The organism is Shewanella xiamenensis, assembly GCF_014647135.1.
GTDB classification, from domain to species: domain Bacteria; phylum Pseudomonadota; class Gammaproteobacteria; order Enterobacterales; family Shewanellaceae; genus Shewanella; species Shewanella xiamenensis.
Window position 1 is genome coordinate 193,761 of sequence record NZ_BMOP01000001.1, and the last position, 14,593, is coordinate 208,353.

At 42.8% G+C, this 14,593-nt stretch carries 14 protein-coding genes; 10 read left to right on the forward strand and 4 right to left on the reverse strand.

Translation table 11 applies throughout. The features are described 5' to 3' along the window. Positions 1-26: 26 nt before the first annotated feature. Together ispE and lolB are read right to left on the reverse strand one after the other, a co-directional pair. Positions 27-881 (reverse strand): 4-(cytidine 5'-diphospho)-2-C-methyl-D-erythritol kinase, encoded by an 855-nt coding sequence (gene ispE / locus IEY09_RS00800; protein ID WP_188869443.1) that lies wholly within the window; start codon positions 879-881, stop codon positions 27-29. Position 882: 1 nt separating this feature from the next. Next, a complete protein-coding gene (gene lolB / locus IEY09_RS00805) occupies positions 883-1,527 on the reverse strand; it encodes a lipoprotein insertase outer membrane protein LolB (protein WP_088586711.1) in 645 nt (214 codons plus the stop codon). Positions 1,528-1,781: 254 nt separating this feature from the next. On the opposite strand from lolB, the gene hemA reads away from it, so the two are divergent. Genes hemA through prmC form a run of 3 tightly spaced genes read left to right on the forward strand, consistent with a single transcriptional unit; the run spans position 1,782 to position 5,001 of the window. Then, a complete protein-coding gene (gene hemA / locus IEY09_RS00810; protein WP_037422253.1) occupies positions 1,782-3,032 on the forward strand; it encodes a glutamyl-tRNA reductase in 1,251 nt (416 codons plus the stop codon). Positions 3,033-3,046: 14 nt separating this feature from the next. Beyond that, entirely contained in the window at positions 3,047-4,138 is a 1,092-nt protein-coding gene (gene prfA / locus IEY09_RS00815; RefSeq protein ID WP_037422256.1) for a peptide chain release factor 1, read from the forward strand. Between the two features lie 2 nt (positions 4,139-4,140). After that, positions 4,141-5,001 carry a peptide chain release factor N(5)-glutamine methyltransferase gene (prmC, locus tag IEY09_RS00820; protein WP_037427846.1) on the forward strand — a complete coding sequence of 287 codons (861 nt, stop codon included), beginning with the start codon at positions 4,141-4,143 and terminating at the stop codon, positions 4,999-5,001. 141 nt (positions 5,002-5,142) lie between these two features. Here the strand turns inward: prmC and IEY09_RS00825 are convergent, their stop codons facing one another. Further along, a complete protein-coding gene (locus IEY09_RS00825; RefSeq protein ID WP_188869445.1) occupies positions 5,143-5,556 on the reverse strand; it encodes a GNAT family N-acetyltransferase in 414 nt (137 codons plus the stop codon). A 117-nt stretch (positions 5,557-5,673) separates the two neighbouring features. Here IEY09_RS00825 and IEY09_RS00830 point away from each other — a divergent pair, with 117 nt between their 5' ends. From IEY09_RS00830 to kdsA, 4 genes are all read left to right on the forward strand, one after another. Then, a complete protein-coding gene (locus IEY09_RS00830) occupies positions 5,674-6,069 on the forward strand; it encodes a SirB2 family protein (RefSeq protein ID WP_037422264.1) in 396 nt (131 codons plus the stop codon). Beyond that, the gene (locus tag IEY09_RS00835) at positions 6,069-6,857 is read left to right on the forward strand and encodes a transglutaminase family protein (RefSeq protein WP_144345991.1); all 789 of its coding nucleotides are present in this window, start codon (positions 6,069-6,071) and stop codon (positions 6,855-6,857) included. The genes IEY09_RS00830 and IEY09_RS00835 overlap by 1 nt, the downstream gene beginning before the upstream one ends. 142 nt (positions 6,858-6,999) lie before the next feature. Further along, positions 7,000-8,247, forward strand: coding sequence for a DUF819 family protein (locus IEY09_RS00840; protein ID WP_037422269.1), 1,248 nt, complete (start codon positions 7,000-7,002; stop codon positions 8,245-8,247). 64 nt (positions 8,248-8,311) lie between these two features. Next, complete coding sequence (gene kdsA / locus IEY09_RS00845) at positions 8,312-9,160, forward strand: 3-deoxy-8-phosphooctulonate synthase (RefSeq protein WP_037422272.1); 849 nt, start codon at positions 8,312-8,314, stop codon at positions 9,158-9,160. Positions 9,161-9,317: 157 nt separating this feature from the next. Here the strand turns inward: kdsA and IEY09_RS00850 are convergent, their stop codons facing one another. After that, positions 9,318-11,087, reverse strand: a complete 1,770-nt coding sequence (locus IEY09_RS00850; RefSeq protein ID WP_188869447.1) for a flavocytochrome c — start codon at positions 11,085-11,087, stop codon at positions 9,318-9,320. 228 nt (positions 11,088-11,315) lie between these two features. On the opposite strand from IEY09_RS00850, the gene IEY09_RS00855 reads away from it, so the two are divergent. The 3 genes from IEY09_RS00855 to IEY09_RS00865 all read left to right on the forward strand — a co-directional run bounded on the left by IEY09_RS00855 (position 11,316) and on the right by IEY09_RS00865 (position 14,583). Beyond that, entirely contained in the window at positions 11,316-12,344 is a 1,029-nt protein-coding gene (locus IEY09_RS00855) for a porin (RefSeq protein ID WP_037427838.1), read from the forward strand. A 114-nt stretch (positions 12,345-12,458) separates the two neighbouring features. Then, complete coding sequence (locus IEY09_RS00860) at positions 12,459-13,343, forward strand: LysR family transcriptional regulator (RefSeq protein WP_037422278.1); 885 nt, start codon at positions 12,459-12,461, stop codon at positions 13,341-13,343. 16 nt (positions 13,344-13,359) lie between these two features. Further along, positions 13,360-14,583, forward strand: a complete 1,224-nt coding sequence (locus IEY09_RS00865) for a DUF819 family protein (protein ID WP_188869449.1) — start codon at positions 13,360-13,362, stop codon at positions 14,581-14,583. Positions 14,584-14,593 lie beyond the last annotated feature (10 nt).

Consider the following 14,593-nt stretch of genomic DNA (forward strand, 5'->3'; position numbering starts at 1 on the left):
AAAAAGTTGCTCTAGAAGAAAGTAGTTTATGGACGATTGAGTCGCACTATGAGCGGCGAAATATTCATCCCTTTTGCAACAAATCCTTGCATATCAGACGGTAATTTCGCCAAGGCTGCGAGAGCTTGCTGCTGCGACGAAAACTCCCCAAACACGCATGCGCCCGTTCCGGTCATTCTCGACGGCGCATATTCTAGCAGCCAGCCTAAGGCCTTGGCAACTTGAGGGTATTTAGATACGACCAGTTCTTGGCAATCATTTCTCCAAGGTTGGCTCAGTAAAGTGTCAATGCCAAGCTTAGGCGTATTACGCGGCAGCTGCGGATCTTGGAATACCGCTGTGGTGGAAACATGAGCGTCAGGGGCAATGATTAAATACCATAATTCAGCGGGATTAACCGTCTGTAAACGCTCTCCAACTCCCTCGGCAAATGCAGCGAAACCATGAATAAAAACAGGGATATCGGCACCGAGTTTTAAGCCAATTGCCGCTAATTGATCATGAGACAATTGGGTATTCCATAACTGATTCAAGGCGACAAGTGTGGTGGCTGCATCCGAGGAGCCACCGCCTAAACCGCCGCCCATGGGCAGACGTTTATCGAGCCAGATTTCTGCACCGCCAGGATAACCTGTAGATTGTTGCAGTGATTTTGCGGCTCGCAGAATTAAGTTATCGCTATCCGCGACAACGTTTGACATGTTCGAGTGCAAAATCAGTTCAGGTGTGTAAGTCACTCGAAAGTCGAGTTGATCGCAACAGTCAACAAATTGAAATAGGGTTTGCAACTCATGGTAACCGTCACTGCGGCGTCCGTTGATATGCAAAAACAGATTGAGTTTGGCGGGAGCTGGCCAATTGCGTGAAATCTCTTGGGACATGCTAAGGTTTTTCTCCGAGCAGTATTGAGGGTTTACCTAAGGCTTGCCATTGATTGAGCTGAAGCTTGAGCTGTAAATCACCGCGTTCGAGCGTTAATTGGTAAGGCACCTTAGCGCCACTTTGGGATTGCCAGCTTAAAAATGTGACTAACCAAGGCGGTGGCGTTTGCACATTTTGCAGTTGCTTAGTTTGGCCTGTACTATCAACGACGATAACGCGATCTAAACTGCCAGTTTGTCCTGTGATCCACAGGGGCAAATCATTAATCGGGATAGACCAGCCGCTGACGCGTTCAAGTAAGGCTTGGGCGTTATTATCACGAAAATCTTTGCCATCAATATGTAGGTGAGCCGAGTGAGGCGTTGCCTCCAAAGTCAATACTGTAGTACCTAACATCGTCGTGAGCGTGAGCTCGTCGCGCTCCTCGCTGTGGCGCCAATAGAGATTGGCACTGAGCTTATCTTCAGGTGTGCGGATAGCGAGTTTACCCTGTAGCTCCCACGCTTTAGCTTGGGCTGCATTATCGACCGTAATAGGGCTGAGATCGGTCATAGGCGGCAGTGTTTCACAGCCGCCTAAAAATAATAGTCCGCTCAAGGCGATACAAGAGAAAATGGATTTTGTGAAGCGCTTCAAATTATTCATCTATAACTGATATACCAAAGTCCTTATGATACGAGGGCTTGGAAAGAATACCAATGCCATTTGTAAAATTTCCATTGGCAGTCACTTGGGATAACTTCAGTCGTGCTAATCGGTAATTGTCTATCATTGATAGAAAATTTAGGTAAGAAGTTAGACCTTTATTCGGTTTTGTTAAGCGTATTCTGTTTTTAGTTGGGCCAATTCAGTAGAATGCCCTTATTAAGATAGACGCCAAGAATCTAGAAAAGAGTCAGATGAGCCTTGTAGCAATCGGTATTAACCATAAAACAGCCACGGTAGACCTGCGTGAGAAAGTCGCCTTCTCTCCAGACACAATTCATGATGCCATGAAGAGTCTGGCCAGTCGTACGCGCTCCGGTGAAGCCGTTATCGTCTCGACCTGTAATCGCACTGAGTTGTATTGTAACAATGGCGATGAGGCCGATATCATTGAATGGCTTGAAGAATTTCATGGCCTAGAGCATAAAGATGTCGCGCCCTGCCTCTACAATTATCACGGACAAGAGGCGGTGAGGCATTTGATGCGCGTTGCTTCGGGTCTTGACTCGTTGATCCTGGGTGAGCCGCAGATTCTTGGTCAAGTTAAACAAGCCTTTGTCAAAGCCAAAGAAGCCGGCACTGTCGCCTTAACTATTGACCGCTTGTTCCAAAATACTTTCTCTGTTGCTAAAAAAGTGCGTACCGAAACCGAAATCGGTGCCGCTGCTGTATCGGTCGCTTTTGCGGCCGTGAGCATGGCAAAACATATCTTCTCTTCGTTGTCGACCACTAAGGTATTGTTAATCGGTGCTGGTGAAACGATAGAGCTAGTAGCTAAGCATCTTAAAGATAACGGTGTTGCCTCAATGGTGGTGGCAAACCGTACTTTAGAGCGCGCTCAAAGCATGTGTGAAGAGTTCAATGCCACGGCAATTACGCTGGCACAGATACCAGATTTTCTCCCTAAAGCCGATATCGTGATATCCTCTACCGCCAGCCCGCTACCAATCCTTGGTAAAGGCATGGTAGAAAAAGCGCTAAAGCAGCGTCGCCATCAACCTATGTTATTGGTTGATATAGCAGTTCCCCGGGATATTGAGCCGGAAGTCGCCGATTTGGACGATGCGTTTCTGTATACAGTGGACGACCTGCATAGCATTATTGAACAGAATAAGGCTTCCCGTAAGGAGGCCGCCGAGCAAGCTGAATTAATTACTGAAGAACAATCTCACCTCTTTATGGAGTGGGTGCGTTCTTTAGAGTCGGTCGATAGTATTCGCGAGTATCGCAGCCAGAGCATGGCGATAAAGGATGAGTTAGTGGAACGCGCCCTGAATAAATTAGCGCAGGGGGGCGACACTGAGCAGGTATTGATTGAACTAGCCAATCGCCTGACCAATAGACTCATTCACGCACCCACCCAAGCCCTCACGGTGGCGAGCCGTCAGGGGGATTTGAATACATTAGGTCAGTTAAGAACAGCGCTCGGATTAGATAAAAACTAAGGTTAGCGAGTTAAATGAAGGAATCCGTTATCCGCAAGCTGGAAGGCTTGCTCGAGCGCAACGAAGAAGTCTTAGCTTTGCTTGGTGATGCGTCTGTCATTGCCGATCAGGATCGTTTTCGTGCGTTATCCAAAGAATATTCTCAGTTAGAAGAAGTGGTTGCAGGCTTTAAAGCCTACCAGCAGGCACAGGCGGATCTCGAGTCTGCTAAGGAAATGCTGGAAGAAGATGACGCTGAAATGCGTGAAATGGCGCAGGAAGAAATCAAGGCTGCTAAAGCTGAACTTGAACGTCTCGAAGCCGAACTGCAAATTCTGTTACTACCAAAAGATCCTAACGACGACACTAACGCCTTTATCGAAATTCGTGCCGGTGCGGGTGGCGACGAAGCGGCGATCTTCGCGGGCGACTTATTCCGTATGTATAGCCGTTATGCTGAAGCCAACCGTTGGCAGCTCGAGATCATGAGCTCGAACGAAGGCGAGCATGGCGGTTTTAAAGAAATCATCGTTAAAGTCAGTGGTGAAGGCGCCTACGGTAAACTCAAATTTGAATCCGGTGGTCACCGCGTTCAACGTGTACCTGAAACCGAGTCCCAAGGCCGAGTTCACACTTCCGCAGTAACTGTGGTAGTGATGCATGAAGTGCCTGAAGCTGAGGCGATTTCCATTAATCCTGCCGATCTTAAGGTCGATACTTTCCGCTCATCGGGCGCAGGTGGTCAGCACGTTAACAAAACCGATTCTGCCATTCGTATTACCCATATTCCAACCGGGATTGTGGTGGAATGTCAGGATCAACGCTCGCAACATAAAAATCGCGCACAAGCGATGAGCGTGTTAGCGGCGCGTATCCAAGCCGTAGAAGATGAAAAACGCCGCAGCGCTGAAGAGTCAACTCGTCGTAGTCTGGTCGCCAGTGGTGACCGCTCTGAGCGGATTCGTACCTATAACTTCCCGCAGGGCCGCGTGAGTGAACATCGTATTAACTTAACCCTATATCGCTTAAACGAAGTGATGGAGGGTGACTTGGATGCGATTTTAGGACCACTGATGCAAGAACATCAGGCAGATTTATTAGCCGCACTCGCTGATGAGCAGGGGTAATTTTGGCTGATCAATCCTGTATCGCCGAGGCCCTGCAATGGGCCTATGTACAGCTAGCTTCAACCTCTGAATCCGCCCATTTGGATGCAGAGGTTTTATTATTGTATTGCCTCAATAAGAATCGTGCTTATCTGTACACTTGGCCTGAAAAAGCCTTGAGCGTAGAACAGTGGAAACGCTTCCAGCAAATGGTGCAACGGCGTCAGCAAGGCGTACCTGTGGCTCACATTGTTGGCGAGCGTGAGTTTTGGTCACTGCCCTTTATTGTGAATGACACGACCTTGATCCCTCGTCCTGATACTGAGATCCTCGTCGAATCCGCCCTCAACCTACCCCTTGAAAGTCATGCAAAAGTGCTCGATCTGGGAACGGGAACCGGCGCGATTGCACTGGCTTTGGCTTCTGAACGCGCCGAGTGGCAAATTACCGCGGTGGATAAAGTGGAAGATGCGGTCGCGCTGGCAAAGGCGAATCGCACTAATCTGAAACTTGAACAGGTTGAGATACTGCAGAGCGATTGGTTTAGCGCTATTACTTCCCGTGACTTTGATTTAATTGTTTCTAATCCACCCTATATCGATGAGGCTGACGAGCATTTACATCAAGGTGATGTGCGTTTTGAGCCACAAAGTGCGCTTACTGCCGCCGATGAAGGGTTTGCTGATCTTTACTACATTGCAAAAACTGCTCGAGATTATTTAAAGCCCAATGGTTATATATTGCTTGAGCATGGTTTTGAACAAGCAGTAAAACTCAGGGCAAAACTCACAGAGCTAGGTTACCAAAATGTCGCTACCGTGCGGGATTTTGGTAGCAACGATAGATGCACTATGGGTAAGTGGATGGGATTGATTGGAATTTAATATTTGCTCCAATCTAGCTGAGTGCCAAAAAACGCCATTGATTACCCGTCAATGGCGTTGTTGTCTATGTATCTGTTGAGATTATTAGTCTTTATAAGCTCATGACAAGACGTCTTAAAATCACATTTTATCTTTAAGAAGCTACAGCACCTTAACCATAAAGAATTTACTGCCGGTTTCGGGATAGGCTTGCTGTACCCACTGCTCACGATATCCGTGGCGCTCATAGAAAGGTTTTGCTTGAAAATCTAAGGTATCGAGCAGAACAAATTGGCAGCCGCGTTGTTTGGCTTTGCTTTCAGCCTCGAGTAATAAGCGTGAGCCGATGTTTTGCTGGCGTAATGCTTCATCCACCCACAGATAGTCGATTAAGAACCAATTGCCGAAGGTCTTGCCGCTTAAGCCCGCAAGTAAGGTGCCTTGCTCATCCTGCAACTTTAAGCCTAGGTTTTGGCGTTGCAGCGTTTGCCAGTGCTGCTGATTAAATTCGACGATTTTTTGCTTTACCGTGTCGGCAAACTCGGTGGACTCATCGTCAATTATCATTAAATTCATCATGGTTTCCTGTAAAGTGCACGACGGGGCCCGTCTGTGAATCTCGAGTGTTAGGCATTGGTCTGGCGTTATGATTAGGGTAAACTAGCGCCTTTGTCACTGGCCATAAGTATCACAATGGAAACTTTTTACAGTCTTTATCCTGCTGTTAAGCACCTGCACTTAACCTTAATTGCCGTGAGTGTGCTGTTTTTTGTCGTTCGTTTTGTGTTGCATTTACGTCAGTCAGCACTGATGGGCAAGAAGGTCTTTAAAGTCGCTCCCCATGTGATTGACACTTTCTTGCTACTTTCTGGTTTAACTTTGTGCTTTATGATCAAGCAATATCCCTTTGTGGATCCTTGGTTGACCGAAAAGATTGGCGCTGTCGTTGCTTATATTGCCTTGGGTGTGATTGCAATAAAAGCCAACAGAAACAAACTTTTCAAAGTATTCGCCTTTCTCGGCGCTATAGGTTGGTTGGTCTACGCGGCTAAATTGGCGCATTTTAAACAAGCGGTATTATTGGGTTAATGGGTAAATACACTCTGCAAGATGGCATTGCTTTGCCCGAGTCGGCATTGGATGTAGGTGCTCACCTTGGCTTTTCAAACCTCGAAGCGGCGAAATGGGCTTGGTTTGAATTGGCTGGAGCCGTATTAAGTCATTATCTGGTAGATCAACAGCAACGCTTAAAGGCTTTGTTTCGTTGGTTTTATCAGGATTTAGGGTTCTGTGTTCGCGACAATTACTTCAGCACTGAAGCGGCGGACTTGGGCACTTGTCTTATCACTAAACAGGGTAATAGCACCACGCTGGCAACGGTATTGATGCTACTGGCCAAGCAGCTCGATTTAGAGCTCGAGGCCCTGCTATTACCGGGTAATACCGTGCTTCGCAGTAACGTTGGTGGTGTTGTTCGTTATCACGATCCGCTGACGGGCAAAGAGCTGACGAAACACCAGCTGCATGTGTTAGTGCGCGGTGAGTTGGGTAATGCAGCTGAACTTAAGCCAAGTTACTTAAAGGCGGCGTCGGTAAAGAAGCTGATTTCGCGCATGCTGCATGAGCTTAAGGCGGGTTGTATCGTTTCCCATCAATTTGAGGCGGCGATGGAGTGTTGTAACTTGTTGCTTCAGTGGCATCCCGATGATGTGCATTTGAACCGTGAGCGCGCTTTTATTGCGCAGCAACTTGGATGCATTAATGTTGCTGCGGCCGATCTACAACATTTTGTCGATAACAGCCCACACGATCCTGTTATCGAAATCGTTAAGATGCAGCTCAAAGAACTCAGTGAACACGCTGAAATCTATCATTAAATCTTAAAGGAGAGCCTTACAGGCTCTTCTTGTTTTTCTAAAACAATAACAAACTGGGCGAATGGGAAGTTTGCCCACTAACTGCAAACGGCAGTTTTTAGCATAAATACAATAACAACTGTACCAAACAGGGAGAATACACATGGCAAGTACGGCATTAGTTACCAATGACGCGGTAGCGCTGGGGATTTTAGCGACGATTCTGGGATTTGTGTTTTATACCAGTACGAGCAGTCATCCATTTTGGCAAAAGTTTTACCGTTTCATCCCAGCGTTATTACTCTGCTATTTCTTGCCTTCATTGCTAAACACCTTTGGGGTGATTGATGGCCATACATCACAGCTTTATCCTGTTGCTTCTCGCTATTTATTGCCCGCCTGTTTGGTGTTGTTGATTTTAAGCGTGGATTTAAAAGCCATCTTAGGACTTGGGCCCAAGGCTGTGATCATGTTTTTAACGGGCACCATCGGTATTGTCATCGGCGGCCCGATTGCTTTACTCCTGGTGTCATTGATCGAGCCATCGCTGATTGGTGTTGATGGCCCTGATGCGGTGTGGCGCGGTATGACGACCCTTGCGGGTAGCTGGATTGGCGGCGGTGCTAACCAAGCGGCGATGAAAGAAATTTATGAAGTCGGTGGCAATATCTTCTCCGTGATGGTGACAGTTGATGTAATTGTGGCCAATATTTGGATGGCGGTATTGTTGTTTATGGCGTCAAAGGCCAAGGAAATCGATGCTAAAACCGGTGCGGATACGACGGCGATTGAAACTTTAAAGAACAAAGTTGAACAGTACCACGCTGAAAATGCGCGCATTCCAAGCCTACGTGATCTTATGCTAATCGTGGCAGTTGGTTTTGGTATTACGGGCGTAGCCCATATTGCTGCCGATTTCCTCGGCCCGTATTTTGAGGCCAATTATCCTTGGACCGAGGACTACAGTTTTACCTCGAAGTTCTTCTGGTTAGTGGTGATTGTGACCACCATAGGTTTAGCAATGTCTTTTAGTCCTCTGCGCCATTTGGAGGCAGCGGGGGCATCTAAGGTTGCATCGGCTTTCCTGTATATTCTAGTGGCGACCATTGGTTTGCATATGGATGTAAGCAAAGTCCTTGATACACCATTATATTTTTTAGTGGGTATTATTTGGATGATTGTACACGCTAGCTTTATGTTATTGATTGCTAAGCTAATTAAGGCGCCATTATTTTATATGGCGGTAGGTAGTCAGGCTAACGTGGGCGGCGCGGCATCAGCGCCCGTTGTGGCTGCTGCGTTTCACCCTGCATTAGCTCCCGTCGGGGTGCTGTTGGCCGTATTTGGTTATGTGTTAGGAACGTATATGGCTTGGATTTGTGGCCAAATTTTACAGCTAGTTGCGGTATAGTCGCTCTAGTGCCAATATTCAGTTTTCCGCTGGACAGAGTCTAGTATTTGAGAGAGATGTTGCGATGAGTAATAAAATCATAAAGTTAGGTTCAATCGAAATTGCAAACGATAAACCTTTTGTGCTATTCGGTGGCATGAATGTGCTTGAGTCTCGCGATCTCGCGATGTCGATTGCTGAAACCTATGCCGAAGTGACTCAAAAACTAGGGATCCCCTATGTTTTCAAGGCATCGTTCGATAAGGCTAATCGCTCTTCTGTCAACTCTTACCGTGGTCCAGGCATGGAAGAAGGCTTAAAGATTTTTGAAGAAATCAAAAAGACCTTCAATCTGCCACTCATTACCGATGTGCATGAGCCTTACCAATGTGCGCCTGTAGCTGAAGTGGTTGATATTATTCAATTACCAGCTTTCTTAGCGCGCCAAACAGACCTTGTTGTCGCGATGGCGAAAACGGGCGCTATCATCAACGTGAAAAAGCCGCAGTTTTTAGCCCCCCACGAAATGCGCCATATCATCACTAAGTTTAATGAAGCGGGTAATGATGAAATTATCCTGTGTGAACGTGGTTCATGCTTCGGTTACAACAACCTAGTAGTAGATATGCTGGGTATGGACGAAATGAAGCAATCGGGTTATCCGGTGATTTTCGACGCCACCCACGCATTGCAACGCCCAGGTGGCCGTGCTGATTCAGCGGGAGGCCGTCGTGCTCAGGCGACTGAATTAGCCCGTAGTGGCATGGCATTAGGCTTAGCAGGTCTGTTTATCGAAGCTCACCCAGATCCAGATAACGCTAAGTGTGATGGTCCATGTGCGTTACCTTTGCACCAGTTAGAAAATTATCTGAAGCAGATGAAAGCGATGGATGATTTAGTCAAATCCTTCGAGCCAATTGATACCAGCAAGTAAAAAAAGAGAGGTTAAATTAACCTCTCAAAAATAGCTGGGGAGCTTTTGAAGTCAGGCAATAAATTGATTGCCAATAATCATGATGAATAAAGCTTGCGATGAGATGTGACGAGAGGCGATTCCCACGCCTCTCTGAACTAGTACATCTGAGCTTGAGTTACTTAGTTTCTAACGCATGTTTTGCCGCATTAGTGCCTGCAATTTTTCCAAAAATCACAGTGTCTGCAACGGCATTGCCACCTAAGCGATTATACCCATGTACACCACCTGTGACTTCGCCAGCAGCAAACAAGCCGACTAATGGTTTACTTTGAATATCGAGCACTTCAGCTTTGGTATCAATGGCGACACCACCCATAGTATGGTGGATACCAGGAGCCACTTTTACGGCATAAAAAGGCGCCTTTTCTAGTGGCAATGGCATTTGTTCGCGAGCAAACTCTTCATCTTTACCTTGTTTAAAATAACGATTGTAGTTTGAAACCGTTTTTTCTAATGAGCTTTCTTTCATGCCTGTAATTTTAGCAAGTTCAGAAACTGTATTTGCTTTTTCAAGCATATCTAAATGGTCATATCCCTGAACCATTTTAGCTTTTTTATAAAGCTCATTATCAAAGACTAACCAAGCATATTGTTCAGGCTGTTTAAGAATGGCATCGGATGCTTTATCGCGAGTCGTTAATTCACTGACAAAACGATTACCATCTTTATTAACCATAATTGCACCTACCCCTCGAACAGTTTCGGAGATTAAAATGCGGCTATCTTTTCCCACAGTTGGATGAGCTTGTACCCAATCAATATCGGTCATACTCGCTCCGATTGCTTTGGCAAGCTCAATACCATCACCAGTAGAAGTAATGTTATTAGAACTAGTCATCCCTTTAAACGTTGGACGATAAAATGCGACCATTTCCTTATTAAAACCATATCCACCGGTTGCTAGAACAACTGATTTAGCAGCAATCATATAGTGGCCAGAATGTTTTCCATGGACGACTACGCCGACAATTTTTTGGTCTTTATCAATCACAAGTTTGACAACTTTAGAATTAAGCCGAGTATCGACCCCTTCTTTTACTGAAGCTTTTCTCAATACATCAATGATATGTGGACCAATGCTTAAACCTCCTGTGGGTCTATGGGTGCGGTCAACTCTTGCGCCACCTGAGCGTTTTAAGTCATCCATGTTTGCACCTAAAGATTCTAACCATTTAATACCATCAGCAGATTGCTCAGCTAATATTTGCACTAACTTTGGATCATTGGCATAGCGACCACCTTTCATTGTGTCTTCAACAAACCATTCAATTTTATCATCCACTTTATGTTCTTTTTGCTGAGCAGTTCCTACTGCATTGTAACCGCCAGCTGCAAGCATAGAGTTACCACCACTAAATGGGCCTTTTTCGAGTAATACTACTTGCGCTCCTGCTTTTTTCGCTGCGATAGCAGCATTAAACCCTGCGCTTCCCGCTCCGACAACAATGACATCCGTCGTTTCTTTTGGACCAGCTGCAATCGCCTTGCTGATTGCATCATTGTCCCAACCTTTATCCCATGGTTCTTTAGATTGTGCACTATTAAAAGGCATCTCAAGCCCTTTAAATGAGTGGCACTCATTACAGTATAATTTGGGTTTTTCATGACCTTTATGGCAGCTTGTACAGTTAATATCACCTAAATGTGATGCGTGAGGATCTAGCTTTAGTTTAGGATTAGCCAAAGCACTGTATTCACCATGACATGATTTACATTGCTGATTTTCATAAGTTTCACTGTCAGATACTTTGCCAGGTTGAGTGTGGCAGCTCTTGCATCCTCCCATTTCTTTATGAAAAGAGGCCAGATCATTTTTGTCATTTGCAGCCCAAGATGCTGTAGAAAAGATGGAGCACAAGACAAAACTTAAAAGTGTTAACTTCATATAATTCTCCAATTATAGTTTTATTGAGGTAATCATCACTTATGATATTTTTTTATTAATTGCTAAATGGTGATGTTGCGCAATAAATTATTGTGGTTAAATAAAATTGAAATTGTTTTAAATAATTTTTAATTAATCATTTTTATATTAGAGGTGTGATTAAGGTTCAAACGGAATCTTTAACATAGAATTAGCATAATTACGTTTTTATGTTAAAGGATGAAATTTATGAAATATACCAATTGTTTTGTGCCTGTTGCTTTATTACTTTGTTCTAATCAAGCTTTATCTGAGCCCTTAGATTTTTATGGGAGATTGTGGCTTGGTGTATCAAACTCTAGTCATGGTATTTCTGGTAATGAAAAGGTTAATGGTTTTTCACTTGAGAATTTTGCCTCATACGTTGGAATTAAAGGTGATTATGATGTGCATGAAGATTTTAGTTTGATATATAAGTTCGAAGCCGGAGTTGAAAGTTTTGATAATGATGATACAAATATTTTTAAACCGCGTAACTCATATTTAGGCTTTAAGGTTAAATATGGTAGTGTCGTTTTTGGGCGAAATGATACTGTATTCAAAACTTCAGAAGGTAAAGTCGATCTATTCAATATTACATCAAGTGATATGAATATGATTATTGCAGGTAATGACCGGTTAGGTGATTTAGTCACGATCAATACTGCAAAAGTTGCAGGCATGTCTCTTGGCATTACATATGCTTTCGATGATGATTTTAATCAAAAAAATCCAATGCTTGCTGACAATCAAAACAATTATGCTGTTAGTATAGTATATGGTGATCCTTCATTTAAAAAAGGAAATAGTTATCTTTCTCTCGCCTATGCTGATGGACTAAATTTGTTAGAGGCAACAAGAGTTGTTGCTGGTGTTGCTATTTCATCTATAAAAGTGGGGGCGATATATCAGTATTCTAAATCCAGTATCTATGAAAATGTTAAAGGCAATTCATATTTATTAAGTATGAGTATTCCTGTTAATAAATATGATTTCAAGTTTCAGTACCTTAAAGATGATGCTGGTCTGGGTAAAGTTACCAAAAATGCTGGTGCAGATCTTAAAACATTAAATAATAGTGATGCGAGTCAATATTCAATTGGTGTCGATTATAATCTGATGAAGGAATTAACATTTGGTGCAGCAGTAAGCTACTTTGAAGGCGAGTACTCAGATTCAAAAGGTAATAATGAATTTGACGATACTTTGATTTCGTTTTCAACAAGATACCTTTTTTAGAACATATCAAATAAAGCGGTCTAATAGACCGCTTTATTAAAATTAGATATCAGTCATGTTAAAAAATGTATCTTTCATTTATCTTGTTCCAACTGGAGTTTATTGGGGATGTAGATGCGCATTACGTTAAGGCAGTTAATGATCTTTAAGGCTATCTGTACCGAGAGGCAGATCTCAAAAGCGGCAAAACTGATGCACATGTCAACTCCTGCAGTGAGTATGGCTCTGAAAGAATTAGAGAACTCGCTAGGATGTCGACTATTTGAAAGAGCTGGTGGTGGCTTGGAGCTAAATGCCCATGGAAAAATTATTCTGCCTTATGCTAATGAAATGCTTAGTAAGGGAAATGAATTAGAGAAGCTTTTTAATTTTGCTGAGGATGGCGTTAAAGGTTGTTTAGTGATCGGTAGTAGTAAAACGGTTGGTAACTATGTTTTATCCAGAAAGATCCCATTATTTAAAGATAAATATCCAGACGTAAAAATTAAACTCATAATAGAGAATAGTCTGGTGATTGAAAAAATGGTATCAGAGAAAGAAATCGACTTAGGTTTCATTGATGCCAAGCCTGCAAGTAGAAATCTAGTATGCGAGCAATGGATGCAAGATAAGCTTTGCATTGTAAGTGGGTGCTCACATCCTGTAGCAAAGCAAGCATGTTCTAGTCATATTTTAAGTGAACAATTGTGGGTTTTTGACCATGAGTCCTCTCTGTCACATATTAGGGCTGTTCAATTGTTAAAAAGTTTAAACGTTTATGTCAGAAATGACATTTGTATGTCTACTATTGGGGCGATTAAACGTGCAATTGGAACGGGTATAGGTTTGAGTGTTTTACCCTATGTGGCTATAAAAGAAGAGTTAGAGCGGGGGGAGTTATGTTTGATCGATTTGAAAGGATGGGATTATAAACGCACTTACTGGTCAATCCAGCGAGAGTCTGATGAACTTTCATTACAGTCTAATATTTTTTTGAATTTTTTAAATAATGCTAGTTAGAAAGTGGGTGAAATAAATGATTTCTTCAGAGTGTGGAATCGTTATATTTTTAATCTCACTTCTTGTCGTTGTGTTATATTTAAACTCTTCATCTTGTCTTTTTTTTAAACGCTTTTATAGTGTTTTTCCTGTCATGTTTATTTGCTATACCTTACCTGCTGTATTTAGTTTTTTTAATGTGGTAGATGCAAGCAGGTCAAGTGTTGATGACTATTTTAAAGCGCATTTAATTCCATTTAGTTTATTTTTGCTAATTGTGAGTACGGATTTTATTACATTAAAGTCAGTCGGTGGAAAGATTTTATTGATGTTTTTCATCGGAACTGTTGGTGTTTGTATTGGAGGGCCAATTAGTTTATGGATTGGCTCTAAATTATTTCCAGAAGAGCTTTTATGGCAAGGTGGCGATGCAGCATGGCGTGGCATGGCAACATTAATGGCGAACTGGTTGGGTGGTACAGCAAACCAACTTGTAGTCAAAGAAATTCATCAAGTTGGCGAGGCCATTTTTGCAGTAATGATGACGATAAATGTGGTTTTTTCTGGCGTATGGATGGCTATTTTGTTGTTTTTGGCTAAAAAACAAAAAGCGATTGATAGAATATTGGATGCTGATTTGAACAATTTACCTGTTTTTATTGAAGATGATATAACAAGGTTAGATGGCAAAAAGCATTTTATTGGCTGTATGTTACTCATTTCTTTTTCATTATTTATTTTTTTGTTTTGTCATTCGGTCTCCGAATTTTTATCCCAAACAGTGAACAATCGTTTTCCTTATTTATTGCATTATAACCTAGGATCAAGTTTCTTTTGGTCTATGATTTTGTCAACACTTTTAGGTATTTTACTCTCGATGACCTATGCAAGACATGTGTTTGTTAAACAAGTCAGGTTTGTTTCATTTTTTTTGCTGTACTTTATGATTATGAATATTGGATTGAATATTGAGTTTGCTTCATTTCAATCCATATTCTACTATTTTATTATTGGGTTGATTTGGTTTTTTACTCATATAATTATTCTACTATTATTTTGTTTGTATTTTAAACTTCCCATATTGTATTTTGCTATTGCAAGTCAGTGTAATATTGGGGGCGCAGCTTCAGCACCTGTTGTCGCGAGTGCTTTTCATCCTAAATTAGGATCTATCGCGGTTTTAATGGCTGTGTTGGGTTATACATGGGCGTCATTTATTGCATCAATTATTGGCTCTTTCATGCAATTTATACATCCATAATTAATATTCA

Excerpts from the sequence above, each read along its gene's own strand:
- ispE (WP_188869443.1), bottom strand. The coding sequence starts at position 881 with ATGTCCCAAGAGATTTCACGCAATTGGCCAGCTCCCGCCAAACTCAAT.
- lolB (WP_088586711.1), bottom strand. The coding sequence starts at position 1,527 with ATGAATAATTTGAAGCGCTTCACAAAATCCATTTTCTCTTGTATCGCC.
- hemA (WP_037422253.1), top strand. The coding sequence starts at position 1,782 with ATGAGCCTTGTAGCAATCGGTATTAACCATAAAACAGCCACGGTAGAC.
- prfA (WP_037422256.1), top strand. The coding sequence starts at position 3,047 with ATGAAGGAATCCGTTATCCGCAAGCTGGAAGGCTTGCTCGAGCGCAAC.
- IEY09_RS00825 (WP_188869445.1), bottom strand. The coding sequence starts at position 5,556 with ATGAATTTAATGATAATTGACGATGAGTCCACCGAGTTTGCCGACACG.
- IEY09_RS00830 (WP_037422264.1), top strand. The coding sequence starts at position 5,674 with ATGGAAACTTTTTACAGTCTTTATCCTGCTGTTAAGCACCTGCACTTA.
- IEY09_RS00835 (WP_144345991.1), top strand. The coding sequence starts at position 6,069 with ATGGGTAAATACACTCTGCAAGATGGCATTGCTTTGCCCGAGTCGGCA.
- IEY09_RS00840 (WP_037422269.1), top strand. The coding sequence starts at position 7,000 with ATGGCAAGTACGGCATTAGTTACCAATGACGCGGTAGCGCTGGGGATT.
- kdsA (WP_037422272.1), top strand. The coding sequence starts at position 8,312 with ATGAGTAATAAAATCATAAAGTTAGGTTCAATCGAAATTGCAAACGAT.
- IEY09_RS00850 (WP_188869447.1), bottom strand. The coding sequence starts at position 11,087 with ATGAAGTTAACACTTTTAAGTTTTGTCTTGTGCTCCATCTTTTCTACA.
- IEY09_RS00855 (WP_037427838.1), top strand. The coding sequence starts at position 11,316 with ATGAAATATACCAATTGTTTTGTGCCTGTTGCTTTATTACTTTGTTCT.
- IEY09_RS00860 (WP_037422278.1), top strand. The coding sequence starts at position 12,459 with ATGCGCATTACGTTAAGGCAGTTAATGATCTTTAAGGCTATCTGTACC.
- IEY09_RS00865 (WP_188869449.1), top strand. The coding sequence starts at position 13,360 with ATGATTTCTTCAGAGTGTGGAATCGTTATATTTTTAATCTCACTTCTT.